Here is a 23,490-nt window from a genome sequence, read left to right as displayed (position 1 = left end):
AAATTCCGTCAGCGCGACCTATATGGTCGCGTCTTTTTTATCTGCAATAAAATTTATCCCTGGTGTTTAACTGATGCTCACACTGTATTCCCAGCTGCGTTCATCTCCTTATAAACACACAAAGAAAAAGGGAGAAATTTCCCCCTTTTATTACTGCGTAGCTCAAATCAAACCAGCTTATTTATTGGCATCCCGTTTCTCGGCATGACGTTTACTACGCTTTTCCTTCATTTGTGCAAACTTTTGTTGCTGCTCTTCGGTAAGAAGATTCCATACCTGATGCTTGCTTTTCAGATGAGCAATCTTGCGCTCCATCTGTTTGCTTTGCTGGGCCTGAATGATTTCTCGGGCCGCCTGCTCATCAAAACTTTCGCTGGTATTAGTTAGCGCTTGCAAAGCCTTGTAGCCCTCGTGACGCGAGCCTCGTTGTGGCTTAAGTTGTTTATTGGCATCCATAATGGCTTTGATTTGCGTTTGCTGTTGCTCGCTAAGCTGTAATTGCTCAATCATGTGCTCGCTTAGCATGCCGCGCTCACCCTGTTTATGATGACCGCCCTGGCCTGCCATGGCGACGCTTGATGCTAAGCCGATAGAAATAACGGCGGCTGTAAGTAATTTATTTAATTTCATAACGGACTCCTAAGTTGTCCTTGGTTGTGAACTGGGTGTGTTATTTACTCTAGCAAGCGCAACGCAAAGCAGTGTCAGGAGCACGTAAAGGTTGTGTAAAGGTGTCGCACTGGAAACTTGCTATCAGTTAAGATGAAACTAGTTCCCGTGTTTTTGAGATAGGCGATGAAGGTTTTATTAATAGACGACGACATTGAACTGGCCTCCATGCTCAGTGAATATATACACTCCCAAGGCTTTGAAGTGGAATGTGCCCACGATGGTGAGCAAGGTCTGGCAGTGGCCATGGAAAACAGACATGACCTGATCCTGCTTGATGTAATGCTGCCTAAGCTCGACGGCTTTGAGGTACTTAAGCAACTGCGCGCCACTTCCTTGGTACCAGTGATCATGCTAACCGCCAAGGGCGATGATTTTGATCGCATCTTCGGCCTTGAGCTTGGTGCCGACGACTATATTCCTAAACCCTTTAATCATCGCGAACTGATAGCAAGGATCAAGGCGATCACCCGGCGCATAGAACATATAAACAACAGCCAGCCGCGCCAAGAGTTGGAATTTGCCAACCTGAATATCTGTATGCAAAGTCGCAGCGCCAGCGCGCAAGGGCAAGCCCTGACCCTGACAGGTACCGAATTTGCAATCTTACATCTATTGTTACAAGAGCCCGGCGCAGTGATCAGCAAGGAGCAGATCAGCGAGCAGGTGTTAGGCCGGCGTTTGGCGCCCTACGATCGCTCCATAGATATGCATGTCAGCAACCTGCGCAAAAAAATAGCCGAACACATAGAAAACGAGCGCATTCGCACCGTTCGAGGTGCCGGCTACGTACTGATCGGAGACGCCTAAGTGTTCAAGCCTTTTAACAAGCTCTATGTAAAAATTTTCCTGTGGTTCTGGCTCACCTTCGCGGCCACCATAATACTCATGGCGGCACTGAGCTCAGTTAGCTTCAGCGATCTCAGTTATGAACCCTTGCAGGGCAGCGATGCCCATTACTTTAAGCGTTTGGGTCATGCTCTGGAGCGCTCGGCTAAAAAGCATCAGCACACGGCAGAGGCAGTGATCAACCAAGGACGCATGAAAAAACGTAAGCTATATCTGTATTCACCGGAAAAAGACCTGGCCTACAGTAACTTTAACGCCGCTGATGAGGTGGATTTAGGCCTGCTGAATTTTCGCCAGGATATGATGCCACAGATGATTTTTAATGAGCATTTCCACGCCCTCGGGCCCTTGCTGATCAATTTGCCAGATGGCCAGTACCAACTGTATGAGCTGCGCCCAGGTCGCACCCTACCCTGGTTTGTGCGTCTCAAACTCCTGCCCCATTGGCTAAAGGTAGCGGTTGCCGTAGGAGCCTCCTTATTGTTGAGTTTTCTCTTTACCCGCACCCTGATAGGCCCGCTTAATTCCCTGCGCTCTAGTGCCCGGGCCATTGCCGAGGGTCAACTCGACAGCCGTGTGACTCAAGCCGCACAGCGAAACGATGAAATAGGCATTCTCGCCCGTGAATTCAACGCCATGGCGCAGCGTCTGGAAACCCTGGTCAATACCCAAAGGACCTTGCTTGGTGATATCTCTCACGAGCTGCGCTCACCGCTCACGCGCTTATCACTGGCCTGTGCCATAGCTCAGGACAAGGCCGATAAAGACACCTTGGCACAGCTGCAACGTATAGAAAAAGAAGCGCAACTCTTGGACCTGATGATAGAGCGCATACTGACGCTATCACGTCTGGAGAACCGCCAGCAAAACCTGCAAACCCAAGCCATTTCTCCAGCGCAACTGTTTGCCCCTGTGTTTACCGATGCCGAGTTTGAGGCCAAATCACACAACAAAACCATCAGCTTACCCCAATTGCCAGAGCAACCGCTGCTGAATGTCGATGCCATGCTCTTGGCAAGCGCCTGCGAAAACCTGCTGCGCAACGCCATCAAATATGCCAATAGCCATATCGACGTGACGCTCAAGCATGAGCAGCAACAATGGCAACTGAGCATTCGCGACGACGGCCCGGGCGTTGCCGAGCAGGAACTGGCTCATATTACCGAGCCCTTCTATCGCGTCGACACAGCCCGCACTCGCCACAGCGGCGGCACCGGGCTAGGTTTGGCCATTGCCGCCAAGGCCATCGCCGCCCATCAGGGGGAGCTGGTATTGCAAAATCATCCTCAAGGTGGTTTAGTAGCCACCATCAAGCTACCTACGACTTAATACTGAATGTTTTATTCCAGCGAAGCCCTGCTCCATAAAAACCATGATGCCATTGCCCATTTTTGGCATCAGGATATGACCTCAGGCTTTTTGGATACCAAGCATGGTAAGTTGTTTTACGCCTATCATCTGCCCTATCGCGCCGATTACGCCTTGGTGATCAGCTCGGGGCGCATCGAAGCGGCGCAAAAATATCAGGAATTGCTGTGGGAGCTGGCGCGTAACAATATCGCCGTGTTTATAGTCGATCATCAGGGCCAGGGGCGCTCCTACCGCCATCTTACCGATACCCATAAGGGCTATGTCGGCGATTTCGAGGACTATAAATCGGATCTGCATGAGTTTATTACCCAGGTCGTCAATCCCCAATGGCCGGGCAAAAAGGTCTTGCTCGGTCACTCCATGGGCGGCGCCATCGCTCTGGATTATGCATGCACTCATCCTGAACAGTTTGCCGGACTCTTTTTAAGTGCCCCCATGTTGCAGATAAACACGGGCTCAACGGCGCCCTGGCTCGCCAAGTTGTGGGCCAGCTCTGTCTGCACCTTTACCAAGGGCGAAGGTTATGTGCCCGGACACGGCCCCTATGCGGCGGTGCCCTTTAGCGAAAATGAATTAACCCATAGTGAGGAGCGTTACCGGCGTTTTCGTGCCTTGTATCAGCAAAGCCCGGAATTACAGCTAGGTGGCGTGACCTATAAATGGTTGAATGCGGCCTTTAAGGCGATAGCAAAACTAAGGAAGAGTCTGTGCCCTGTGCCCTTGTTTATTGCCGCAGCGCAACAAGATAGCGTGGTGGATACCTCGCCCTATCAGGACTTTGTCCATGCCCAGCAGCAGGCCGCGTTAAAAACCTACTCTGGCGCTCGGCATGAACTTTTATGCGAGCAGGACTCCATACGAAAAGCCCTGCTGCGCGATTTGCTCAACTTCTGCGAGCAATTATAAGTAACCTGAGCTTCGGATAGCTAATGCCTTTCTAGCAGCCTGTTTTGGCGCTAACGGCGTTGAGTTCACTACCAATAGCCAGCTATTAGTGCGTAAATTCGCCTGGTTATCCCTTACCCAAACCTCAGGTTAAGTATTTCGCTAGGTATTTCTTATACATGGGATCGGACAAGGCCAGCTCCCGCTGCTCAGCCAGGATATTTTGCAATATTTCCTTTGAAGTAAGAGGGTTAGCCAAGACCACACGGAACACTACGGTCGGCTGATAGCCATATTCTGGCGGCGTTAATCGGGTTCGCGACACGAATGAACGTCCGGCTTCACGCTGGCGCTTCTGCATACTGGCGGTAAAGCGGTTAAGGGCAGCGTAAATATCCAGCTTGGTTTGCTCATCGGCGGTTTTTAAGCGCGCCTTGATGGCCTCGGGCACATAGCGATAGGTCAGCAAACACAGCTCAGGCTCGGAGATCAGTTCAAAGTCCGGCTCCGCCTTGATCAAGTCGGCAAAGTAACGGGCCTTGTCCAAGCTCTTGTCGATCAGCATTTCATAGCCTTTACGGCCAATAATACGCAAGCAGGCATGCACCAGCATGGCCATGCCCGGACGGCTGCCTTCCAGGGTATGGCTGCCTAAGTCTTTTGAGCCCTTACGCAGAATATATTCGGCGTGGTGTTCGATGGCATCGGTGGCCGTGGGATCTTTAAACAGCACGATACCCGCGCCCATGGGCACATACATTTGTTTATGGGCATCTATGGTGATGGAGTCGGCACGCTCGATACCGGCCAACAAATGACGGGCATTTTGCGACAACAGGGTCGCGCCACCCCAAGCTGCATCGACATGGAAATGGCAGTCGATTTCCGCCGCCAAATCCGCCATCTCATTAAGAGGGTCGATATTCCCGGTTTCCGTAGTCCCGGCTACACCGACAATGGCCATCACCTTAATACCTTGCGCCTGCAGCGCCTGCGCTTCTTTGCGCATGGCCTCCACATCCACCTTATTGTCTTTATCGGTAGGAATGGATATAAAGTGGTCGCGACCTATGCCAAGTAAGTCTGCCGACTTACCCAGTGAATAGTGACCGCGCTCCGACACCAGTACCGCCAGGCCCTTGTAGCCATAGTGGAACATGGCCGCAATAAGGCCTTGAGCGCCTATGCCTTTAAAATCACCTTCGGGTTTGAGTAAGCGGTTACGGGCGATCCACAGCGCCGTAATATTAGCCACTGTGCCGCCGGAGCAAAAAGCGCCCAGGGATGTCTTGGCACTGTGCATCCATTTATCATAAAAACCCTGCTTACGGTCATAAGCCATATGATGGAGCATGCCGATAACCTGGCGCTCCAAAGGCGTAAAGGCCTTAGAGGTCTCAATTTTTACCAGGTTCTGGTTTAAACCCACCATCAGCTTAGACAGCGGTAACACAAAGTGAGGCAGGGCCGAGGTCATATGGCCGATAAAGCTTGGAGCTGCGGTGTGCACCGAATGCGCCACCAGCTTATCCATGATGTCCTGCGCGTGAGCGCTGACAAACATAGGCTCTTCTGGGATCTGCGCCGATTCAAAATCGCGCTCAATTTCATGCAGCGGTTTTTCCACCGCAGCGATGTTCTCATTCAGGAAACCGGCCAGGTTACTGGAGATCTCGGCTTCTATTTTGCTGAGCGTTGAGTCCGGTGCCTCTGGCACCGTAAAGACGCGCATCAAGCTGTGCTCTGATGCTACGGCAAAACGCTTATCACTCATGACATACCTAATTGGGTTGGCTTGGATACCGGTTCACTATACCGATATAAGGCGATGACGGATCGCTTCAAGCGGTCGATTTACTTGCGCTCACTTTATAGCAATCACCTAAAAAAGTCTTGCAGCTTTGGTCAATTTTAAGAATGTTGCATGAATTTTTTACGACATTCTCAACATAAGTTTCAGTGATGGGCACAAGTTCGGAGTCCGTCCTTGTGCCCAACCAGATACGCTTACAGATCAACCACTAAGCGATAGCTTTGCTGGCCACTGGCCCAATACTTACGCTCGAACGGGGTAATGGCTGTGTCACTGGCATACTCACTGACCTGAGTTGGGTGTCCCGCCAGTTGCAGAGCACGGGCAAACTCACGCACATAAATATCCCAGTTGCTGCGCAGTTCAAGCTTGCCGCCAAGCTGCACTATGCTTGGGAATACCGCGGCACCATGCCAGCGTCGCTGCAAGTGCTTGGCTTTGGGCCAAGGGTTGGGATAGAGCAAATAATGGTGCGTTGGCTGCCAGTTGGCCTGCACAGCCAAGCGCCAAAAGTCGTTCAGATCCGCCTGCACCAGCATATACTGGGCATCTTCATCCTGGCGATACTGCACATCATGCTTATCTAAACGGTGCGCCGACTTATCTATGCCTATCACTAGCGCGTCTGGGTGCAGCTTAGCCAAGTTCGCTGTACTCTCCCCGACGCCACAACAGGAATCAAGAATAATAGGGCCATTAAAAGCCTGCACCCTGGCATTAACCTCATCAAAGGCCGCTTGGGTATGCGCGGCAATGGGCTTTTTAAACTCCACACTCAGGTGCTTGTTCACCACTTCATCAAGTTTTTCATGCAGGCTTGGCTGGTTAGAGACTATGGCTCTTGAATTTGCTTCGCTCATCAGTGACGTAACCCCACACCCTTACGAATCAATGTTAATGCTAAGGTAAATAACACAGTAATAAACGCCAGCAAGACGGCGAATGAGAACCAGATATTTACATCGGACACACCTAAAAAGCCAAAGCGGAAAGCATTAACCATGTAGATGATGGGGTTAATTTGCGATACCCCTTGCCAAAACTCAGGCAGTAGCGTGATGGAATAAAACACGCCGCCCAGGTAAGTCAGTGGCGTTAGCACAAAGGTAGGGATAATGCTGATATCGTCGAAGCTGTTGGCATACACGGCATTGATTAAACCGCCGAGGGCAAACACCGCCGAAGTTAAAATCACCGTGGCGACAATCACAAAGATATTATGAATTTGAATATCCACAAAAAACAGTGATACCAGGGTCACGATTAAGCCCACCAGCATGCCACGGGCCATGCCACCGCCCATATAACCCAGCACAATAATGTAATTGGGCACCGGCGCCACCAGCAGCTCTTCTATACTCTTTTGAAACTTGGTGGAATAGAAACTTGAAGCCACATTGGAGTAGGAGTTAGTGATCACCGACATCATGATCAGACCCGGGACGATAAATTCCATATAGCTAAAGCCACCCATTTCGCCGATGCGCGAGCCGATCAGGCTACCGAAAATCACGAAATACAGGGTCATGGTGATCGCCGGGGGCACCAGGGTTTGCACCCAAATTCGCAAAAAACGAATACATTCTTTGATCCAAATACTTTTTAGCGCAACGCCATACTTCAACATGATCACTCCCCTCGCCCTTGATTTAACAAGCCGACGAACAACTCTTCTAAACGGTTGGCCTTGTTACGCATGCTCAACACAGTATTGCCCTGCTCACTTAAGGCGCTAAATACGCCATTAAGGCCCTGTGACTTGGCGACTTCCACCTCCAGGGTGTGGTCGTCGGTCAGGGCAAATTGGTAGCCCTCCAGGCTTATCGGCTGCACCGGCTGCTTTAAATCAAGCACAAAGGTTTCTTTATCCAGCTTAGCCAGCAGCGCCTTGATGGTGGTGTGCTCAACTATGATGCCATGGTCGATAATGGCGATGTTTTTACAGAGCAGCTCGGCTTCTTCCAAATAGTGGGTGGTAAGAATAATGGTCACCCCTTGCTTGTTGATTTCACGTAAGAAATCCCACATGGAGCGGCGTAATTCGATATCTACACCCGCGGTTGGCTCATCAAGGATCAACAGCTTGGGCTCATGCATCAGGGCGCGGGCGATCATCAGGCGGCGTTTCATACCACCAGAAAGCGTACGATCGGCCTTGTCTTTTTTATCTAACAAACCAAGCTGTGCCAGGTACTTGTCGGCACGCTTATGGGCTTCGGCGCGAGGCACGCCATAATAACCGGCCTGGTTAACTAAAATCTGCTGCAGGGTTTCAAACTGGCTAAAGTTAAACTCTTGCGGCACTAAACCCAGCTCGGATTTAGCCGCTTCCAGGTCGGTATCTATATCATGGCCGAAAACTTCAACCTTGCCCGCGGTTTTGTTCACCAGCGATGAGATCACCCCTATGGTGGTGGACTTACCGGCGCCATTGGGGCCTAACAGGGCAAAGAAATCTCCCTGCTGTACTTGTAAATCTATGCCTTTGACGGCTTCAACGCCGTTTTTATAGGTCTTTTTTAACCCTTGAATATTCAATGCAATGGTCATTTATTTTTGTTCTCCATAACCCCAACGCGAGGTAAGTCTCTGCTCTATGCCCAGATGATCGAGAATACGGGCTACCATAAAGTCGACCAGATCGGCTATCGACTCAGGTTGATGATAAAAGCCCGGAGCCGCCGGCATTATGGTGACGCCCATGCGCGCCAGTTTCAGCATATTTTCCAGGTGAATTTCACTAAAAGGGGTTTCTCTGGGTACCAAGATCAGTTGGCCACGCTCTTTGATCACCACATCGGCGGCACGCTCCATCAGGTTGTCCGAGGCGCCTAGGGCAATTGCCGACACGGTACCGGCACTGCAGGGACACACCACCATTTTTTTCGGCGCGGCTGAGCCTGATGCTACCGGGCTGAACCAGTTATCCTTACCAAAGACCTTAAGTTGGCCATCGGCAGCATTGACCAAGGCACTGAGTTGCTCCGTTGCCTTATCCTCATGGCCGGACAGCTTAATGCCTGATTCGGTATCAAACACCACCCGGGCGGCGCTGGAGATCAACACAAATACCTGGTGGCCTTGCTCTATCAACACCTGTAATAAACGCAAACCGTAAGGGGCTCCGGAGGCGCCGCTAAAGGCCAGGGTAATGGGCTCTTTAAATGTGCTCATGATGTTTCCTTTTGTGCTAAGGCATGGAGCAGCTTTTGGTGAATGCCGCCAAAGCCACCGTTACTCATAACCAGTATATGACTCCCAGTTTCGGCCGCGGCCACTATCTCTGCCACCAAGGCATCAATATCCGCTAAACAACGGGCACCGGCCTGCTCGGCGCGCTCTTGCAGCGACCAGCCAAGCTCGGGGGGCTCGAATAAAAATACTTCATCGGCGCCTGCCAGGGAGTCCAGCAGGGTGTCCTGATGCACACCCATCTTCATAGTGTTTGAGCGCGGCTCTAGCACCGCAATAATGCGCTCATCGCCGACCTTGGCACGCAGACCCGCCAAGGTGGTGGCAATGGCCGTGGGGTGATGGGCAAAGTCGTCATAAACATTGACGCCAACCACCTCACCCTTGTGCTCCATACGGCGCTTAGGCGAGATAAATTCCGCCAGCGCGGCTATGCTGCTTGCCACCGGAATACCCACATGGCGTGCGGCGGCTATGGTCATCAGGGCATTCTTAACATTGTGTTCGCCAATGGCCTGCCAACGCACCACGCCTTGCGGCTCACCGGCAAACAGCACGGTAAACTCACTGCCATCGGCCTTCAATAATTGATAATCCCATTGCTCAGCACCTAAGACTTCTTGCTCACTCCAAAAGCCCTTGTTGATCACCTCGACCAGAGCCTGATCATCGCTGGGGTAAATCGCCTTGCCCGAGCCCGGCAGGGTTCGCAGTAGGTGGTGAAACTGGGTTTGAATGGCGCTTAGGTCGGCAAAAATATCCGCGTGGTCAAATTCCAGGTTATTCAGGATCAGCGTTCTTGGCAGGTAATGGACAAACTTACTGCGCTTGTCGAAAAATGCCGTGTCATATTCATCGGCTTCGATAACGAAAAACGGGGTTTCACCCACGCGCGCCGAGATACCGAAATTCTGCACTACACCGCCAATTAAAAAGCCCGGCTTGAGTCCGGCGTATTCGAGCACCCAGGCCAGCATACTGGCAGTGGTGGTTTTACCATGGGTACCGGCGACCGCTAACACCCAGCTATCACGCAGGATATGCTCTTTTAGCCATTCAGGACCCGAGGTATAACGCAGGCCTTTTTCCAATACATATTCAACACAGGGATTGCCGCGACTCATGGCATTACCAATGACCACTACGTCGGGGGCTGGCTCTAGCTGAGCGGGATCATAGCCCTGCACCAATTCAATGCCTAACTCTTCAAGCTGAGTGCTCATCGGCGGGTAAACGTTTTGATCCGAGCCGGTCACATGATGGCCTAAGGCCTTGGCAATCGCCGCAATACCGCCCATAAAGGTACCGCAGATGCCGAGAATATGTATGTGCATAATGACTTCCTAATAATAAAAGCCGCGCAATCGCTAAGTATTGCGCGGCCTTATATGATGCCAAATTTAGCCCTGCCAATCTACCTAGGGTCTCCCTAAATAGGCGAGCCTGGTGGTAAGGGTAATGGCTTAAAGCCTTGTTGCCACTGACCGGTTTCAAGGAAATGATTAATGGCATCGGCCAGATGTTGTTTAAAGGCGCTCTCCCCTGAGCTAACGCTACCTAGCAGCTTGTTTTGTCGGTAATCATCAGCCACACGCTGCAGGTAAAATTTGAACTGGGCCTGTACCTCAGGTGCCACCTTATCGCTGGCAACCAGATTGGCAAAGTGCTGTGCCGTCAACCATTGAATACGGTGCTGCACTTTTGCCTCCATGGCATTGCCATGGTTATTGTCGAATACCCGCTTCACCAGGGTATCAAGCAAGGTATCCAGATTATAGGCCTGTTCAGAGCGGGCACCTTGCTGCGCCAGACGATTAACGCGCTCTGGGTGTAACAGCAGGCTCAAGCTATGGTTTGCCGCCACTTCAGGCAGAGCCATGGCATCCAGAGTCAGACCGGTACGGCCTACTATGCTTTCGCGGGTGTTGTATTCGCCATAGGCTTTAGGCGGGATCAAGGCCAGAATTGACTCCGGCACCACCAGCTCTTTGGCATCCAAAGTAAGCAGCAGCGAGGCCAAAGCCTGACGTTGCACCCCGGCATCGACCACTTGCGCGCCCTGCACCTGCTCTTTACCACGCACCTCGTAGCTGTAATCCACACCGGCGATCAGCTTGACCGCGGCTTCCACCTGATAACGGTGGAATAGATACAAGGGCACCAGCACTTCTTCAAGCTGAGATAAAGAGGTGCCGGCTTTGATATTATCAACTCCAAAACGGGACAGGGCTTTGGCCCGTACCGCCATCACGCGTTCCAGCTCTCTACTTGGATTATCGCCGTTATCCCACAAATGACCATTGGGATGGGCGCCGCCCTGAGCACGGGCGTCTCTATCGGAGATAAACTCGAGGCCAAGGGCGTTGTTCTCGGCAAGGATCTTGGCCAAGGCTTGAGCCTCGTTTTGGCGGCTAAAGTCGCCATAACCATATTTAATCACCTGTTCATCCCACACGCCCATGCCCTTGGCATAGGCTTTTGATATATCCAGCACGCCCTGCTCGTCCAGGCTGACCAAGGGATGCGGGTAGTCCATCACCGAAGCACGCGCTTTGGGCGAAGCGGCAAAGTTATGGGCTATTCCCAGGGTGTGGCCAATTTCATGGGCACTGAGCTGACGAATTCTGTCCAGCGCCATGGCCTGCAACTCGGCGGTGACTTCATCACCCTTTTTATAAGGAGCGGCCAGGGCTTCGGCAATCAGGATATCCTGACGCACACGCAGCGAACCTAGTGTGACATGACCTTTAATAATTTCACCGGTGCGCGGATCTATCACTGAGCTGCCGTACGACCAGCCTCGAGTGGCGCGATGTACCCATTGAATAACGTTAAAGCGTACGTCCATGGGATCGGCATGCTCGGGCAGCATTTTGACCTGGAAGGCATTTTTATAACCGGCTTTTTCAAACGCGGCATTCCACCATTTGCCACCATCGAGCAAGGCGCTGCGCACCGGCTCCGGCACACCCGGATCAAGGTAGTAAATAATGGGTTTCACCGGCTCGCTAACGGCCTGATTGGGGTGTTTTTTGGCCAGGCGGTGACGGGGGATATAACGCACCAGCATGCTCTCCCCCAAGGGCGCCGAATAATCCTTGTGCTCTATGCTCCAATACCCGGATTGCGGGTGGAAGGCTCTTGGCTGGTATTTATCGTCCGGCAAGGCAACGAATGAGTGATGCATATTCACGCTGATGGCGTAAGGGTCGGCGCTCACCTGTTTCACATACTCGCCAGGCTTAGTGCCGGTAAAGGTGAGCACAGCTTCCAGTTCGGTATTTTTCACAAATGACTTACTGCGCGGCATAAACACCGCACTGCGGCTGGTGTCGACACTAAAGTTACCTTGCTTACGCGCCGCCAGGGTGCGACTAACACCGTGCACATCACTGAGCAGATAAGGGGTGTAGTCCAGCAGCACTCGGGAATCCGTGCTCGCCTGCACCTCAAAACCGTACAAAATACTCGAGGCAAAGGCCTCATTCACGCTTTGTTGCTCTGCACTGTTACTGCTTGAGGCACGGTAATTCGTGTTCAAGGCACGCAACATCACCTTGTTGCCCATACGCTCGAACTGCGCCAAATAGGTATTACCCAACTGGCCACGGTCTAAGCCTATATCATTGGAGCCCAAACCATAGGGCAGGCTTTGCTGCAATAGAAATGGCGCCTTCAGCTTATCCACCTCAAGATAGAGCTTGCCCTCATCATTGGCATAATAAAAGGTGAAATAGCCAGGATATTTGCTCATATTTTGAGTAAATTGGCTGATAGACTTAATTGCTGCCTGCGCTTGGGTTATCATAGGCAAGAACAAAAGAAACAGTGCTATTCGTATTATCTGCGTACTTGGCATAATTCTCACTTTTGTTGTTATTGGTATCGTAGGTTGGCTGTGGAATTTATAAGCCTTGAGTATATCTCTCTGCCTTGAGTCTACAACCACAAAGCGATAAATAGACAGCGTAATCTAGACGACATCCTCTCACTTTAAAATGTCGTGTAGACCCCATAAAACTTAGGAACAATTAAGATGCGACGACTCCCCCCAGTCTTGCTTGAAGATGGTTGCTCACATGACCTTATTTCACTTATCCGTACTATTTTAGCGGCCTGTAAAGAAATCTCTTTCCGTGTTGGCCAAGGCGCCCTGTCTGGTGTGCTAGGTTCTACACTGGATGAAAACATCCAGGGCGAAACGCAAAAGAAACTGGATGTACTTTCCAACCAGCTGTTGAAAGACATCCTTTTAGAGTCCGGTTATGTTAAGGCCATCGCCTCGGAAGAAGAGCCGGGCACGGTTGCGGGTAACCCAGACGCAGAATACATAGTCGCATTTGACCCTCTTGATGGCTCATCAAACATTGATATCAATTCATTGGTTGGCACCATTTTCTCTGTTATGCGCGCGCCAAAGGATGCAGATCCGGCTGATCCTAATATCTTTTTGCAAAAGGGTGACCAGCAGGTAGCCGCAGGTTATGTGCTCTACGGCCCATCGACCATGCTGGCGCTTACCACGGGCCAGGGCACACGTATTTTCACCCTGGATAAAACCCAAGGTACCTTCTTGTTGACTCAGGACTTTGCCAAGGTGCCGGAGCAAACCAAAGAATTCGCCATTAATACATCGAACCAGCGCCACTGGCAGCCGGCGATGCAAAACTATATTACCGACCTATTAGCCGGTGAAACCGGACCTCGTGGTCGCAACTTCAATATGCGCTGGATTGCCGCCATGGTAGGCGATGTTCACCGTGTACTTAGCCGCGGTGGTTTATTCACCTATCCTGAAGACACCAAAAACCCGGAAAAGCCGTACAAATTGCGCCTACTTTATGAAGCCAATCCTATGGCCATGCTTATCGAGCAAGCCGGCGGCCTGGCCTCAACCGGTTATGAGCGCATTATGGATATAGAGCCAGAGCAAATTCACCAACGTGTGGCTGTAATTTTGGGCTCAAAAGAAGAAGTGGAAGCCTGCTTAAGCTACCACAAATAAAGTTAAAAAAAGGGCAGTTGATACTGCCCTTTTTTATTTAACTTAAATCCTGAATAGCCCCTTATTTTTCCAGCGGCAGTTCATGGCGGGCGCCCCACTCGCTCCAAGAGCCATCATAAACCTGTAAGTTAGTATGGCCACACTCATACGCGGCCAGCGCTAAAATACAGGCGGTGATGCCCGAGCCACAGCTAAACTGCAAGCGCTGAATATCCTGTTCAAGCAGTTGCGCCAATGCTTGCTGCAACTGTTCCTGTGGGCGTAGCTCGCCATCTATTATTAACTCGGCATAAGGCAAGCTCTTGGCATTAGGAATATGTCCGGCGCGCATGCCTTCTCTGGGTTCGGCCATCTCACCACTGAAACGCTGCGCCGGTCGGGCATCAAGCAACAAGGTCGAGGTATCGTCGATAGCCGCCAGCACCTGCTCGGTATTAATAAAAAAGTCCGCCCGTGAGGAGGCTTTAAAATTACCTCGCTCCTCGGCGCTATGCCAGCCCTGTTGCACCGGCAACTCGGCGGTGCGCCACGCCGGTAGACCGCCACGCAGCACCTTGACGTTATCGAAACCAAAGGCCTTAAACATCCACCAGGCTCGGGCGGCGCTAAATAAGCCTTGGTCGTCATAGACCACCACTTCCGAGTCCTGACTCACTCCAGCTTCTTGCATCTGTTGCTCAAATTGAGCGGCGCTGCATAAAGTATGAGGCCAGGGGCTGGCGTTATCGGCCAGAGCGCTTTTAATATCAAAACGCTGCGCCCCTTTAATGACCGCCGCCGGCGCATATTCGCCCGACTTACCCGGGAGTACCATGCCGGCATCAAAGATTTTTAGCTTGGGGTTGTGCAGCTGTGCATTCAGCTGCGCCACGGTGATTTGCTGGCTCATACACCACCTTGTCATTGGATACTTATTGCAACAATAACATGGACGTTAGCAGAACTCTGGCTGTCGCACCACTTCGATAATTTCTGTGGTCGAAATACTCGGAGTGCGCGGCAAGTAAATTACCTCACAGATATCATTAAATTCATCAAACTTTCCGCGCCAATCATCACCCATAACCAGGATGTCGGCACCATGCTCTTTGATATATCTGCGCTTAAGAGTGAGACAGTCTTCCACAAACACTCGGGTCACATCCGACATGGCGGCAATGATACGCAGACGGTCCTGTTGCGAATACACAGGCGCACGCCCTTTTTTCTGTCTATTCAACGCATCGGAGGAGACACCAACGATTAACTCGTCACCGAGTTTTGCGGCCCTTTGTAACAGGTTTACATGGCCGACATGGAACACATCAAATGTACCAAAGGTAATTACTTTAATTGTCATATAAGAAGCTTACTATTCGCTGAGAACTTAGCCCATCCAGCTTCCCTGCGAGCTTTGTTATTGTTTTTATGTTGTCTTGATTATGTTTTGCCTGTGGTTGCGACAGCGCTTGCTCGATCGCTCCAGGCAATTGCTTGGCTTTATCGACTTTGAAGGTTAAGGCCTCAAAGTAGTCGATATCCGAGTCTAATCTTGCCTTAAATCTATAGGCAAAGGGGCCGCGATATGACCACCTTAATTTATAAAAATTGCACCAGATAACCGGCTTTTTAAGGGCAAAAAACTCAAAAATTGCCGACGATGCATCGGATATCATCACATCGGCCAAAGCCATAAATGGCACCAGATTAAACTCACTGATAGCCGCCAGGTAGACGTGCTTGCGCTGCGCCCACTTATTGAGCAATTGTTGTTGTTTTTGGTATTTATTTCTCGTTAGTGAAAAGAAATGCGGCTTAATAATAATGTTGCAGTGGGCATATTCATCCACCCAATTTTTTTCCATCATTTCTATGGAGCTGGGATAAAATGTCGGCGCATAGAGTAAGGTTGGCTTATTTGGGTCTAAACCCAGATCTTCCAGGCTGTGCTGCGATGTAAAAGCCTGGCGTTGCAACAAAGGGTCTAGCTTAGCGTATCCGGTATCGACAAACTTATCATTTGGATACAGGCTCTCAAGACGTGCTAAACGGTGCTCACCTTCAACGAAGCGTACGCTAGCCGCATTATTTGAAGCATGGTAATAACAGGCCTTAGGGCCAATACCATGCTGCATTAATACGGTTTTTTTGCTTTGGTTTAACACCTGCATTTGGGCAAAGGCTTTGCCAAAAATAATCCACTCGCCATCACATTGACGATAAAAGTCGAGGGATTCATCCTCACTCTCGAGCCAATGCACAGGTAGCTTGTGTGTTTTTATGGCTGCATCAGCCGCCTCTTTTAACGCCTTATCCTGCTCATTGTAAAATACGAAGCACACCGCCGCCCCTTGCTGCAGCAATTGCTTATACAGGGGTAAATATTGGGGAAGATAGTATAAGTGCAATACATCAAAGAAAACTTTCATTTCTTATTCACACTGTTTTAACAATGTTGTGCATCATACTAAAGTTAATTCTTAATTTTTAGATTTGCGCGCAAATATAAGGATTAAGAATTAGTTTTCACCTGCTTAAAAATACCACTGTGACCAGTTTGAATCGTCTCTCGGCCCAGGCAAAGCAGTGAAAGGGGGAGGCACATAAAAAAATACCGCTGCACCTAGGTGAGCGGTATTTTCAAAAAGGGGAAGTTAAATTAGTCGATTAACTGATATTCGTTATCGAGAATGGCAATAATTTCACTACGTGGATCCGCTGGAATTTCCAGTTGCTCACCGACAATCTTGCTGGCTATCCCCACATAGGTTTGCGATACCTGCATCATCACCTCTACCGGCAACTTGTACGCTTTAGCCAGGGCTTCACGCTCATCCATACGGTCTTTATTCAACAATACATCGCTGTCCGGCACATTATTGATCAGTAACTGGCGGAAACCTTCTTTCGAGTTTTCAATGATCTTACCATCACGGTAGGCCGGGCCATCCCAGATACGTGAAGAGTCCGGCGTGCCCACCTCATCGATATAGATAAGCTGTTCATTGCCGTTCATGTCTTCCACATAACCAAACTCAAACTTGGTATCAACAAAGATCTGATCCAGCTTGGCCAGCTCGGCGCTGATCAATTCAAAACCTTGCGTCAGCAGGTGCTCGTACTTGGCCACATCGGCTTCGCTGCTGAAATTAAAGGCGTCCAGGTGGTCGGTGATATTCTTGCGGGTGATATTTACATCGTCCACCGCCGGCACATCATCTAGGCCCTCTATAATGCCCTTGGTTGAAGGCGTGATCAGCACTTCTTCCAGCTTCTGATTGGCTTCTAGGCCTTCGGGTAAGTCGATACCACAGAAGCTGCGAATGCCCTTGGCATAATCGCGCCACATGCTGCCGGTAATATATTGACGAGCAATGGCTTCTACTCTAACGGTTTTGGCCTTGCGCACGATCCATACATAAGGGTGCGGAATATCAACAATGTGGTTGCCCGCCAAACCCGCGGCATCGAACTGCTTAAACCAGTGTGACGCCACCGCATTAAGGGCAATGCCTTTGCCTGGTACGCCGTTTAGACCTTGTTCACCCTGCCAGATGCAGTCGAATGCAGAGATGCGGTCAGAAATCACCATAAGCGCCAGCTCGGTGCCCTCTGGTACGGCATAGCCTTTTTCGGCAATTAGGCGCGCACTGTCTTGCTCGGTTAACCAGTATACCGAACGAACCTTGCCGCTGTGCACGGGTCCTTTGGTACGAATAGGTAAATCGTCATTAATGTCTAAGACTTTATAATTGCTCATGGCTACTCCAACAAGGGCTTGAGAGGCGAATGCTTGGCCTTGGCAGCGCTCACGGCAACCAAGACTTTAGGCGCGCTATGATAAGCTAGCTGGACACGAAGATAAAGAAAAACGCCGCCATAAGCGGACTTTTGTCCTATCTTTTCTAATCACGCCTAAAACTAGCGCCTGCATCTGTCATTCGCTCTTCATCTTGCTGTAAACTAAAGAACATCTTAATCGATTAAGGGCCTTCTAGTGGATTTAGCAAGCAGCACTCAGGGTAAACGTTATTTAATGTATATATCGCAAAATTACTCCTATGCAATTTTGCGCCCATTGCAAAAACAAATTCTTGCTCATGGCGGAGAAGTGAAGTGGTTTTTAGAAGGCTCCGAAGTAAACCCTGACTTTTTAGCCGAGGATGAACAGCGTCTCCATAGCATTGACGAAATCAAAGCCTGGGATCCACACGCCACGTTTGCACCTGCGAATATTTTGCCCACTTTTTTCCCCGGTAAAAAAGTGGCTGTATTCCATGGATTTGATGCTGGCAAACTTAACAGCCGTGGTAAAAATGATCATTTCACTATTCGCGGTTGCTTTGACCTCTATTGTACTCAGGGTCCCAACACCACAGGCCCATTTACCGAGCAAGCTAAAGAGATGGGGTTTTTCCGTGTCAGGGAAACAGGTTGGACAATGCTTGATTCCTTATTTTCAACCATCTCTGACAACCCATATGTCTCGGCTACGGATACACGCCCAACGCTGTTAATCTGCTCCACATTTTCCAAACGCCTGTCTCTTGCGCCAGTATTAATTAAACAAGTCAAACAGCTGAGAGACAGTGGCAAATACCGTATTTTGGTGCAATTCCATCCCAAGATGGCGACAGAGATAGTCGACCAATACAAGGCGATGCAGGATGAGAATCTCACCTTTGTTGAGACCGACAACGTTATTCCATTGCTGCAAGCTGCTGACGTCATGCTCTGTGACACATCTTCGATTTTATTGATGTTTTTATTATTGCGCCGCCCAGTGGTGACCTTTAATAACCAGGCTCCGGGGCCACATTTGCTTAATATCACCGAAGCGGATCAGGTGGATGACGCCATTGCCGAAGCGCTTAATCAGCCACCCGAGCTTATGGCCAATATCGAGGCCTTTTGCCAACAACTGCACCCCTATCAGGATGGGCAATCCAGTGTCAGAGTGCTGGCGGCCACCAACGACCTGATAGACTCAGACGGCAAGGAGCTCAAACGCAAACCACTTAATCTGCTACGCCAGTTTAAAATGCGTAAGAAGTTATCCTATTGGCGCTGGTAACGGCGCTTAATCGCAACCCCCTGTTTTGCTCAGACGCTCGTGATAAGCTAAGCGCAGCGAACAAGAAGATATAACGGCGCCAATGATAGACATAGATAAGTTGTGGTTTTCCTGGCAGGGTCATACCGGCCAACCCACCTTGAGCATAGACGCTCTGCATATTGCCAAGGGAGAACATCTGTTTTTACACGGCCCCAGCGGCAGCGGTAAATCCACCCTGTTGTCCTTGCTGGCCGGGATTCAAACACCGCAGCGCGGCAGCATCAGGCTTAACGGTACTGCCATCGAGACCTTGAGTAGCGCCCAGCGCGATCAATTTCGCGCCGACCACCTGGGCTACATCTTCCAAAGTTTTAATTTACTACCCTATTTAAGCCCCATTGAAAACGTGACCCTAGCCTGCGCCTTTTCCAAATTACGCAAGCAACGGGCTCTGGCTCATCAAGCGTCACTTAACGAGGTCGCCCACACCTTGCTTACCCAGCTGGGATTAGCACCGCAGTTTCATCAACAGCCAGTCAATACCCTGAGCATAGGTCAGCAACAAAGGGTGGCCGCTGCCCGCGCGGTGATCGGCGACCCGGAAATCATCATTGCCGATGAGCCCACCTCGGCGTTGGATGAAGCCAATCGCCAGGCCTTTATCGAGTTACTGTTTGCGCAAACGGATAAAACCGGTGCCACCGTGGTGTTTGTTAGCCACGAACAAAGCCTGGCACCACTGTTCTCCAAGGTGGTGCACTTGGATGACTTGCAAGGAGCAGCCGATGATCTTGCTTAAATTAGCCAGTAAAAGCCTGCTCAATCGCCGCGCCAGCGTGTTGTTAAGCCTGCTGACCATAGCCATTAGCGTAATGCTGCTACTCACCATAGAAAGAGTACGTATGCAGGCCAAGGAAAGCTTTGCCGCCACTGTGTCGGGCACGGATTTGATCGTCGGTGCCCGTACCGGCGATATTCAATTACTGCTCGCCTCGGTATTTCGCATCGGCCATATGAATAATGGCGTGAGCTGGCAAAGCTATAAGGATATCAGCAGCAAAAAGGGCATTAAATGGGCGCTGCCCTTGTCTTTGGGCGATACCCACAAGGGCTATGCGGTGCTTGGTACCACCGGCGATTACTTTAGCCACTTTCAATATGGCAAAAAGCAGCACCTTAGCTTTAGCAGCGGCGCTCCCTTTGCAGAGGACAACGAAGTGGTGCTTGGCGCCGAAGTGGCCAAACGCTTGGGCTATGGCTTGGGTGATAATATTGTCGTCGCCCATGGCATGGGTAAAACCAGTTTTCATCACCATGATGACAAGCCTCTGGTTGTGGTAGGCATTCTCGCCGCCACCGGCACCCCGGTGGACAAAACCCTGCATATCCCTTTGATTGCCATCGCGCAATTACACGGTGCACAGGCGCATCATGAAGATGAAGAACAACATAACCATAACGAGCCCCATGCTGCCGACTTAATCGGTGAGCCCAAACAGATCAGCGCCTTTTTACTGGGTTTTGACAGCCCCCTCTATACCCTGCAGGTCCGCCGCAATATTAATAACTACAAAGGCGAACCCCTGATGGCCATTATGCCCGGGGTCACCTTGCGAGAGTTATGGGGCATGTTGGCCATGGTCGAAAAGCTGTTGCTGTTATTCTCTATCGTGGTGCTGCTGGTCAGCCTGCTGGGCATGCTTACCACCTTGTTGGCCAACCTGTCGCAACGACGCCGTGAGCTAGCTATTTTGCGCTCGGTGGGCGCTAAACCCTGGCATATATTCTCCTTGATGAGTATGGAGTCCCTATTGATCAGCCTGCTTGGCACCAGCTTCGGAGTAGCCCTGAGTTATCTTTTGCTGACGCTGGCACAGCCACAATTACAGGCTCAGGCCGGTATCAATATCGATCTTCAAGGTATCTCAAGCTATGAACTTATGCTGATCGCCGTTATTATGGCGGCAGCCTGGATTGTCGGCTTAATCCCCGCAGTCCGTGCCTATTTTTATTCCCTGCATGATGGGATGAGTGTTAAGACCTAGGATTATTATGAGTCTATTTAATCGTTTTCTAGCCGTACTATTAACCTGTGTGAGTGTGGCCTCTTTCGCCAATGAACCGGTGGAAATTTTTTGGGAAGATTTAGTGCCCGAGGGGCATGTGACCGTCGATACCCGTAATTCCGCCGCCAGTCACGAAGGTGCTGACCAAAACTGGGTGCAACCGAATTTAGACGCTCCCGTGGTGCAAAAATACAATGGTAAAACAGTAAGTTTGCCAGGCTTTGTGGTACCCCTTGAGGGCGACAGCGAGGTGATCACCGAGTTTCTGCTGGTACCCTATTTCGGCGCCTGTATTCATGTGCCACCGCCGCCGCCAAATCAAATTGTACATGTCACCATAGCCGATGGCGTGCCTATCGAAAGCCTGTATGACGCCATAGTCGTGACCGGGGTAATGAGTGCTGAAAGCTGGAGCGGTGATATCGCCAAAACCGGCTATAAAATCAAAGGTATTGGCGTCGCGCCCTTTGAGCTATAAGGCAATTTTGCATTTTTGTAGGTCGGTGCTCTGCGCCGACATTTAAGCAAAGGTGCAGATTTGTCGGCCTGAAGGCCGACCTACAACGACATGGTAAAAATCATGCTCTATTGTCGGCCTTTCGGCAATGTGCTCCTGTATTGCTCTACTACCGCCACCCATGGCGGCAAACCCCGACCTACACATTCACCCACTAGCGCTGGCAGCGCTTGCAATACACAGTGCTGCGCCCACCCAGACGAATTTCCGTCAGCTCACTTTGACATTCAACACAAGGCTGACCCTTACGGCCATACACCAGTAATTGCTGAGCGAAGTAACCCGGTTTGCCATCACTTTGGGCAAAATCCTTCAGGGTTGTGCCACCTTGCTCAATGGCCGCGGCCAAGGTTTCCTTGATGATCGGCGTGAGCTTCTGATAGCGCGCTAGGCTTACCTTGCCGGCTTCACGCTTTGGGTTAATGCCGGCCTTAAACAGGGATTCGTTAGCATAGATATTGCCCACCCCGACCACCACATGATTATCCATCAGAAACTGCTTAATAGGCTGCTTCTTATTACGCGACTTGGCAAATAACCAATTGGCATCGAAATCATCGGTCAGCGGCTCGGGACCAAGTTTACTAAACACCGAATGCAGGCTGTCGAGCTCCTGCCACAAACAGGCGCCGAAACGACGGGAGTCGTTCAATCTCAAACTCAAGCCGTTGTCGAAATCAAATACCACATGGTCATGCTTTTTAAGCGGCTCATTAATAGGCACCACACGTAAATGACCGGACATGCCTAAGTGCAGGATCACCGCTCCTTCGTCGGTATGCAGCAACAGGTACTTGGCCCGCCTGCTCACGGACTCAATGATTTTTCCACCTAGTTCATAGACTTGCTCACTTACAGGCCAACGCAATTGGTTTTGGTGAATACTCACTTTAGTGATGGTGCGCCCTTCAACATGGGGAGCTATGCCTAAACGGCTAACCTCGACCTCTGGAAGTTCAGGCATACAAACTTATCCTTCTAATGGTAAAAATAGCTGTTGCGCTTGGAGCTAACTGCCAAGCTTATGGTGCATCCAGCAAAAATAATGAGCCCAGTGTAACCAAAAAGTCGCCCTCAATCAGCCCATTTGCCGCTACCCCAGAGCGGTTAATTATTGTTACAATAGGGGCAAAGTATTTTGGAGAGTCACAATGGCCATGTATGTAGTGGGACACAAGATCCCTGATTCTGATTCTATCTGCGGTGCAATTGCACTGGCATACCTTAAAAACCAGATCGGTGAAGAAGCGATCCCAACCCGTTTAGGCGAGTTATCACCAGAAACGCAATTTATCCTTGACCGTTTCGGCTTCGAAGCCCCAGAGCTTAAAATGAGCTATGCCGGTGAAGATGTGTATATCGTTGACCACACCGAAAAAACTCAGGCTCCCGATGATATCGATCAGGCCCGCGTAGTAGGCGTAGTCGACCACCATAAGCTTGGCGATCTGACTACCTCAACTCCGCTTGAGTGCTGGATCCGCCCGGTAGGTTGTTCAAACACCATTATCAAAATGATGTATGACTTCTACAATGTGGAAATCCCTCAGGGCATCGCTGGCTTGATGATGTGCGCCATCCTGAGCGACACCGTCATTTTCAAATCACCAACCTGTACTACGGCCGATATCAAATGCGTTGAAGCCCTGGCAGAAATCGCTGGCATCGACGACCCGAAAGAGCTGGGCATGGAAATGTTCAAGGTAAAATCTGCCGTTGAAGGCACGCCGGCACGCGACCTGGTTATGCGTGACTTCAAAGACTTCAACATGAACGGTAACCTGGTTGGCATCGGCCAACTGGAAGTGATCGACCTGTCTGTATTTGACGATATCAAGGCCGACTTGGAAGCAGATATCGCCAAGCTGAAAGAAGAAGGCAACCGCCACAGCGTATTACTACTGTTAACCGACATCATGAAGGAAGGTTCGCAAATGCTGATCGCCTCTGATGATGAAGGCATAGTAGCCAAAGCCTATGGCGCTGAGATTGCAGACTCGAAGGTATGGCTTGATGGCGTACTGAGCCGTAAAAAGCAGGTTGTACCGCCACTGCAAGACGCATTCGCAGGCTAAAGCAACCTACTAA

The 23,490-nt window shown here is 50.5% G+C and carries 22 protein-coding genes; 9 read left to right on the top strand and 13 right to left on the bottom strand.

Going from position 1 to position 23,490, the window contains the following annotated elements; genetic code table 11:
* Nucleotides 1–177 precede the first annotated feature (177 nt).
* Complete coding sequence (locus tag C2M34_RS04725) at nucleotides 178–630, bottom strand: Spy/CpxP family protein refolding chaperone (RefSeq protein ID WP_105258191.1); 453 nt, start codon at nucleotides 628–630, stop codon at nucleotides 178–180.
* Nucleotides 631–795: 165 nt separating this feature from the next.
* Here C2M34_RS04725 and C2M34_RS04720 point away from each other — a divergent pair, with 165 nt between their 5' ends.
* The 3 genes from C2M34_RS04720 to C2M34_RS04710 are packed head-to-tail and all read left to right on the top strand — an operon-like array spanning nucleotide 796 to nucleotide 3,795.
* Nucleotides 796–1,479: a response regulator transcription factor gene (locus C2M34_RS04720; RefSeq protein ID WP_105200183.1), complete on the top strand. Its 684-nt coding sequence runs from the start codon at nucleotides 796–798 to the stop codon at nucleotides 1,477–1,479.
* Nucleotides 1,480–2,847: an ATP-binding protein gene (locus C2M34_RS04715; protein ID WP_105258190.1), complete on the top strand. Its 1,368-nt coding sequence runs from the start codon at nucleotides 1,480–1,482 to the stop codon at nucleotides 2,845–2,847. It abuts the gene before it with no gap.
* A 6-nt stretch (nucleotides 2,848–2,853) separates the two neighbouring features.
* Nucleotides 2,854–3,795, top strand: a complete 942-nt coding sequence (locus C2M34_RS04710; protein WP_105258189.1) for an alpha/beta fold hydrolase — start codon at nucleotides 2,854–2,856, stop codon at nucleotides 3,793–3,795.
* 124 nt (nucleotides 3,796–3,919) lie between these two features.
* Here the strand turns inward: C2M34_RS04710 and panP are convergent, their stop codons facing one another.
* From panP to C2M34_RS04675, 7 genes are all read right to left on the bottom strand, one after another.
* Nucleotides 3,920–5,548, bottom strand: coding sequence for a pyridoxal-dependent aspartate 1-decarboxylase PanP (panP, locus tag C2M34_RS04705; protein ID WP_105200180.1), 1,629 nt, complete (start codon nucleotides 5,546–5,548; stop codon nucleotides 3,920–3,922).
* Between the two features lie 233 nt (nucleotides 5,549–5,781).
* Nucleotides 5,782–6,447, bottom strand: coding sequence for a tRNA (guanine(46)-N(7))-methyltransferase TrmB (gene trmB, locus C2M34_RS04700; RefSeq protein WP_105258188.1), 666 nt, complete (start codon nucleotides 6,445–6,447; stop codon nucleotides 5,782–5,784).
* Nucleotides 6,447–7,214 (bottom strand): ABC transporter permease, encoded by a 768-nt coding sequence (locus tag C2M34_RS04695; RefSeq protein WP_105200178.1) that lies wholly within the window; start codon nucleotides 7,212–7,214, stop codon nucleotides 6,447–6,449. Before C2M34_RS04695 ends, trmB begins: the two co-directional genes overlap by 1 nt.
* 2 nt (nucleotides 7,215–7,216) lie before the next feature.
* The gene (locus C2M34_RS04690) at nucleotides 7,217–8,137 is read right to left on the bottom strand and encodes an ABC transporter ATP-binding protein (RefSeq protein WP_105258187.1); all 921 of its coding nucleotides are present in this window, start codon (nucleotides 8,135–8,137) and stop codon (nucleotides 7,217–7,219) included.
* Entirely contained in the window at nucleotides 8,138–8,761 is a 624-nt protein-coding gene (locus C2M34_RS04685) for a flavin prenyltransferase UbiX (protein ID WP_105214717.1), read from the bottom strand.
* Nucleotides 8,758–10,113 carry a UDP-N-acetylmuramate:L-alanyl-gamma-D-glutamyl-meso-diaminopimelate ligase gene (gene mpl / locus C2M34_RS04680; protein ID WP_105258186.1) on the bottom strand — a complete coding sequence of 452 codons (1,356 nt, stop codon included), beginning with the start codon at nucleotides 10,111–10,113 and terminating at the stop codon, nucleotides 8,758–8,760. Before mpl ends, C2M34_RS04685 begins: the two co-directional genes overlap by 4 nt.
* A gap of 95 nt (nucleotides 10,114–10,208) precedes the next feature.
* Entirely contained in the window at nucleotides 10,209–12,638 is a 2,430-nt protein-coding gene (locus tag C2M34_RS04675; RefSeq protein ID WP_234398766.1) for a zinc-dependent metalloprotease, read from the bottom strand.
* A gap of 177 nt (nucleotides 12,639–12,815) precedes the next feature.
* On the opposite strand from C2M34_RS04675, the gene C2M34_RS04670 reads away from it, so the two are divergent.
* Nucleotides 12,816–13,784: a class 1 fructose-bisphosphatase gene (locus tag C2M34_RS04670; protein ID WP_105200174.1), complete on the top strand. Its 969-nt coding sequence runs from the start codon at nucleotides 12,816–12,818 to the stop codon at nucleotides 13,782–13,784.
* A gap of 61 nt (nucleotides 13,785–13,845) precedes the next feature.
* On the opposite strand, the gene C2M34_RS04665 is transcribed toward C2M34_RS04670, so the two are convergent.
* The 4 genes from C2M34_RS04665 to C2M34_RS04650 form a co-directional block, all read right to left on the bottom strand.
* Nucleotides 13,846–14,673, bottom strand: a complete 828-nt coding sequence (locus C2M34_RS04665; RefSeq protein ID WP_105258184.1) for a sulfurtransferase — start codon at nucleotides 14,671–14,673, stop codon at nucleotides 13,846–13,848.
* A gap of 45 nt (nucleotides 14,674–14,718) precedes the next feature.
* Entirely contained in the window at nucleotides 14,719–15,123 is a 405-nt protein-coding gene (locus C2M34_RS04660; RefSeq protein ID WP_105258183.1) for an adenylyltransferase/cytidyltransferase family protein, read from the bottom strand.
* Nucleotides 15,113–16,192 (bottom strand): CDP-glycerol glycerophosphotransferase family protein, encoded by a 1,080-nt coding sequence (locus C2M34_RS04655; RefSeq protein ID WP_105258182.1) that lies wholly within the window; start codon nucleotides 16,190–16,192, stop codon nucleotides 15,113–15,115. The genes C2M34_RS04660 and C2M34_RS04655 overlap by 11 nt, the downstream gene beginning before the upstream one ends.
* A gap of 230 nt (nucleotides 16,193–16,422) precedes the next feature.
* The gene (locus tag C2M34_RS04650; protein WP_105258181.1) at nucleotides 16,423–17,523 is read right to left on the bottom strand and encodes a phosphoribosylaminoimidazolesuccinocarboxamide synthase; all 1,101 of its coding nucleotides are present in this window, start codon (nucleotides 17,521–17,523) and stop codon (nucleotides 16,423–16,425) included.
* A 276-nt stretch (nucleotides 17,524–17,799) separates the two neighbouring features.
* On the opposite strand from C2M34_RS04650, the gene C2M34_RS04645 reads away from it, so the two are divergent.
* The 4 genes from C2M34_RS04645 to C2M34_RS04630 all read left to right on the top strand — a co-directional run bounded on the left by C2M34_RS04645 (nucleotide 17,800) and on the right by C2M34_RS04630 (nucleotide 21,363).
* Nucleotides 17,800–18,837: a CDP-glycerol glycerophosphotransferase family protein gene (locus tag C2M34_RS04645; protein WP_105200305.1), complete on the top strand. Its 1,038-nt coding sequence runs from the start codon at nucleotides 17,800–17,802 to the stop codon at nucleotides 18,835–18,837.
* Nucleotides 18,838–18,919: 82 nt separating this feature from the next.
* The gene (locus C2M34_RS04640) at nucleotides 18,920–19,618 is read left to right on the top strand and encodes an ABC transporter ATP-binding protein (protein WP_105258180.1); all 699 of its coding nucleotides are present in this window, start codon (nucleotides 18,920–18,922) and stop codon (nucleotides 19,616–19,618) included.
* Nucleotides 19,605–20,864 carry an ABC transporter permease gene (locus C2M34_RS04635; protein WP_105258179.1) on the top strand — a complete coding sequence of 420 codons (1,260 nt, stop codon included), beginning with the start codon at nucleotides 19,605–19,607 and terminating at the stop codon, nucleotides 20,862–20,864. The genes C2M34_RS04640 and C2M34_RS04635 overlap by 14 nt, the downstream gene beginning before the upstream one ends.
* A 7-nt stretch (nucleotides 20,865–20,871) precedes the next feature.
* Entirely contained in the window at nucleotides 20,872–21,363 is a 492-nt protein-coding gene (locus tag C2M34_RS04630; protein ID WP_105214747.1) for a DUF3299 domain-containing protein, read from the top strand.
* 193 nt (nucleotides 21,364–21,556) lie between these two features.
* On the opposite strand, the gene mutM is transcribed toward C2M34_RS04630, so the two are convergent.
* On the bottom strand, nucleotides 21,557–22,366 hold the full coding sequence (gene mutM / locus C2M34_RS04625; RefSeq protein ID WP_105258178.1) for a bifunctional DNA-formamidopyrimidine glycosylase/DNA-(apurinic or apyrimidinic site) lyase: 810 nt from the start codon (nucleotides 22,364–22,366) through the stop codon (nucleotides 21,557–21,559).
* Between the two features lie 187 nt (nucleotides 22,367–22,553).
* Here mutM and C2M34_RS04620 point away from each other — a divergent pair, with 187 nt between their 5' ends.
* Nucleotides 22,554–23,477, top strand: a complete 924-nt coding sequence (locus C2M34_RS04620; RefSeq protein WP_105200165.1) for a manganese-dependent inorganic pyrophosphatase — start codon at nucleotides 22,554–22,556, stop codon at nucleotides 23,475–23,477.
* Nucleotides 23,478–23,490 lie beyond the last annotated feature (13 nt).

It is taken from the genome of Pseudoalteromonas sp. T1lg88, assembly GCF_002964765.1.
Classification (GTDB): domain Bacteria; phylum Pseudomonadota; class Gammaproteobacteria; order Enterobacterales; family Alteromonadaceae; genus Pseudoalteromonas.
The sequence above is the reverse complement of the archived record's forward strand: the minus strand, read 5'-3'. Positions and strand labels throughout refer to the sequence as shown.

Coding starts and splice junctions, on each gene's coding strand:
- mpl (WP_105258186.1), bottom strand. CDS start 10,113: ATGCACATACATATTCTCGGCATCTGCGGTACCTTTATGGGCGGTATT.
- C2M34_RS04720 (WP_105200183.1), top strand. CDS start 796: ATGAAGGTTTTATTAATAGACGACGACATTGAACTGGCCTCCATGCTC.
- C2M34_RS04710 (WP_105258189.1), top strand. CDS start 2,854: ATGTTTTATTCCAGCGAAGCCCTGCTCCATAAAAACCATGATGCCATT.
- C2M34_RS04630 (WP_105214747.1), top strand. CDS start 20,872: ATGAGTCTATTTAATCGTTTTCTAGCCGTACTATTAACCTGTGTGAGT.
- C2M34_RS04640 (WP_105258180.1), top strand. CDS start 18,920: ATGATAGACATAGATAAGTTGTGGTTTTCCTGGCAGGGTCATACCGGC.
- C2M34_RS04635 (WP_105258179.1), top strand. CDS start 19,605: ATGATCTTGCTTAAATTAGCCAGTAAAAGCCTGCTCAATCGCCGCGCC.
- C2M34_RS04620 (WP_105200165.1), top strand. CDS start 22,554: ATGGCCATGTATGTAGTGGGACACAAGATCCCTGATTCTGATTCTATC.
- C2M34_RS04690 (WP_105258187.1), bottom strand. CDS start 8,137: ATGACCATTGCATTGAATATTCAAGGGTTAAAAAAGACCTATAAAAAC.
- C2M34_RS04725 (WP_105258191.1), bottom strand. CDS start 630: ATGAAATTAAATAAATTACTTACAGCCGCCGTTATTTCTATCGGCTTA.
- panP (WP_105200180.1), bottom strand. CDS start 5,548: ATGAGTGATAAGCGTTTTGCCGTAGCATCAGAGCACAGCTTGATGCGC.
- C2M34_RS04670 (WP_105200174.1), top strand. CDS start 12,816: ATGCGACGACTCCCCCCAGTCTTGCTTGAAGATGGTTGCTCACATGAC.
- C2M34_RS04650 (WP_105258181.1), bottom strand. CDS start 17,523: ATGAGCAATTATAAAGTCTTAGACATTAATGACGATTTACCTATTCGT.
- C2M34_RS04655 (WP_105258182.1), bottom strand. CDS start 16,192: ATGAAAGTTTTCTTTGATGTATTGCACTTATACTATCTTCCCCAATAT.
- C2M34_RS04685 (WP_105214717.1), bottom strand. CDS start 8,761: ATGAGCACATTTAAAGAGCCCATTACCCTGGCCTTTAGCGGCGCCTCC.
- trmB (WP_105258188.1), bottom strand. CDS start 6,447: ATGAGCGAAGCAAATTCAAGAGCCATAGTCTCTAACCAGCCAAGCCTG.
- C2M34_RS04645 (WP_105200305.1), top strand. CDS start 17,800: ATGTATATATCGCAAAATTACTCCTATGCAATTTTGCGCCCATTGCAA.
- C2M34_RS04695 (WP_105200178.1), bottom strand. CDS start 7,214: ATGTTGAAGTATGGCGTTGCGCTAAAAAGTATTTGGATCAAAGAATGT.
- C2M34_RS04675 (WP_234398766.1), bottom strand. CDS start 12,638: ATGCCAAGTACGCAGATAATACGAATAGCACTGTTTCTTTTGTTCTTG.
- C2M34_RS04660 (WP_105258183.1), bottom strand. CDS start 15,123: ATGACAATTAAAGTAATTACCTTTGGTACATTTGATGTGTTCCATGTC.
- C2M34_RS04665 (WP_105258184.1), bottom strand. CDS start 14,673: ATGAGCCAGCAAATCACCGTGGCGCAGCTGAATGCACAGCTGCACAAC.
- mutM (WP_105258178.1), bottom strand. CDS start 22,366: ATGCCTGAACTTCCAGAGGTCGAGGTTAGCCGTTTAGGCATAGCTCCC.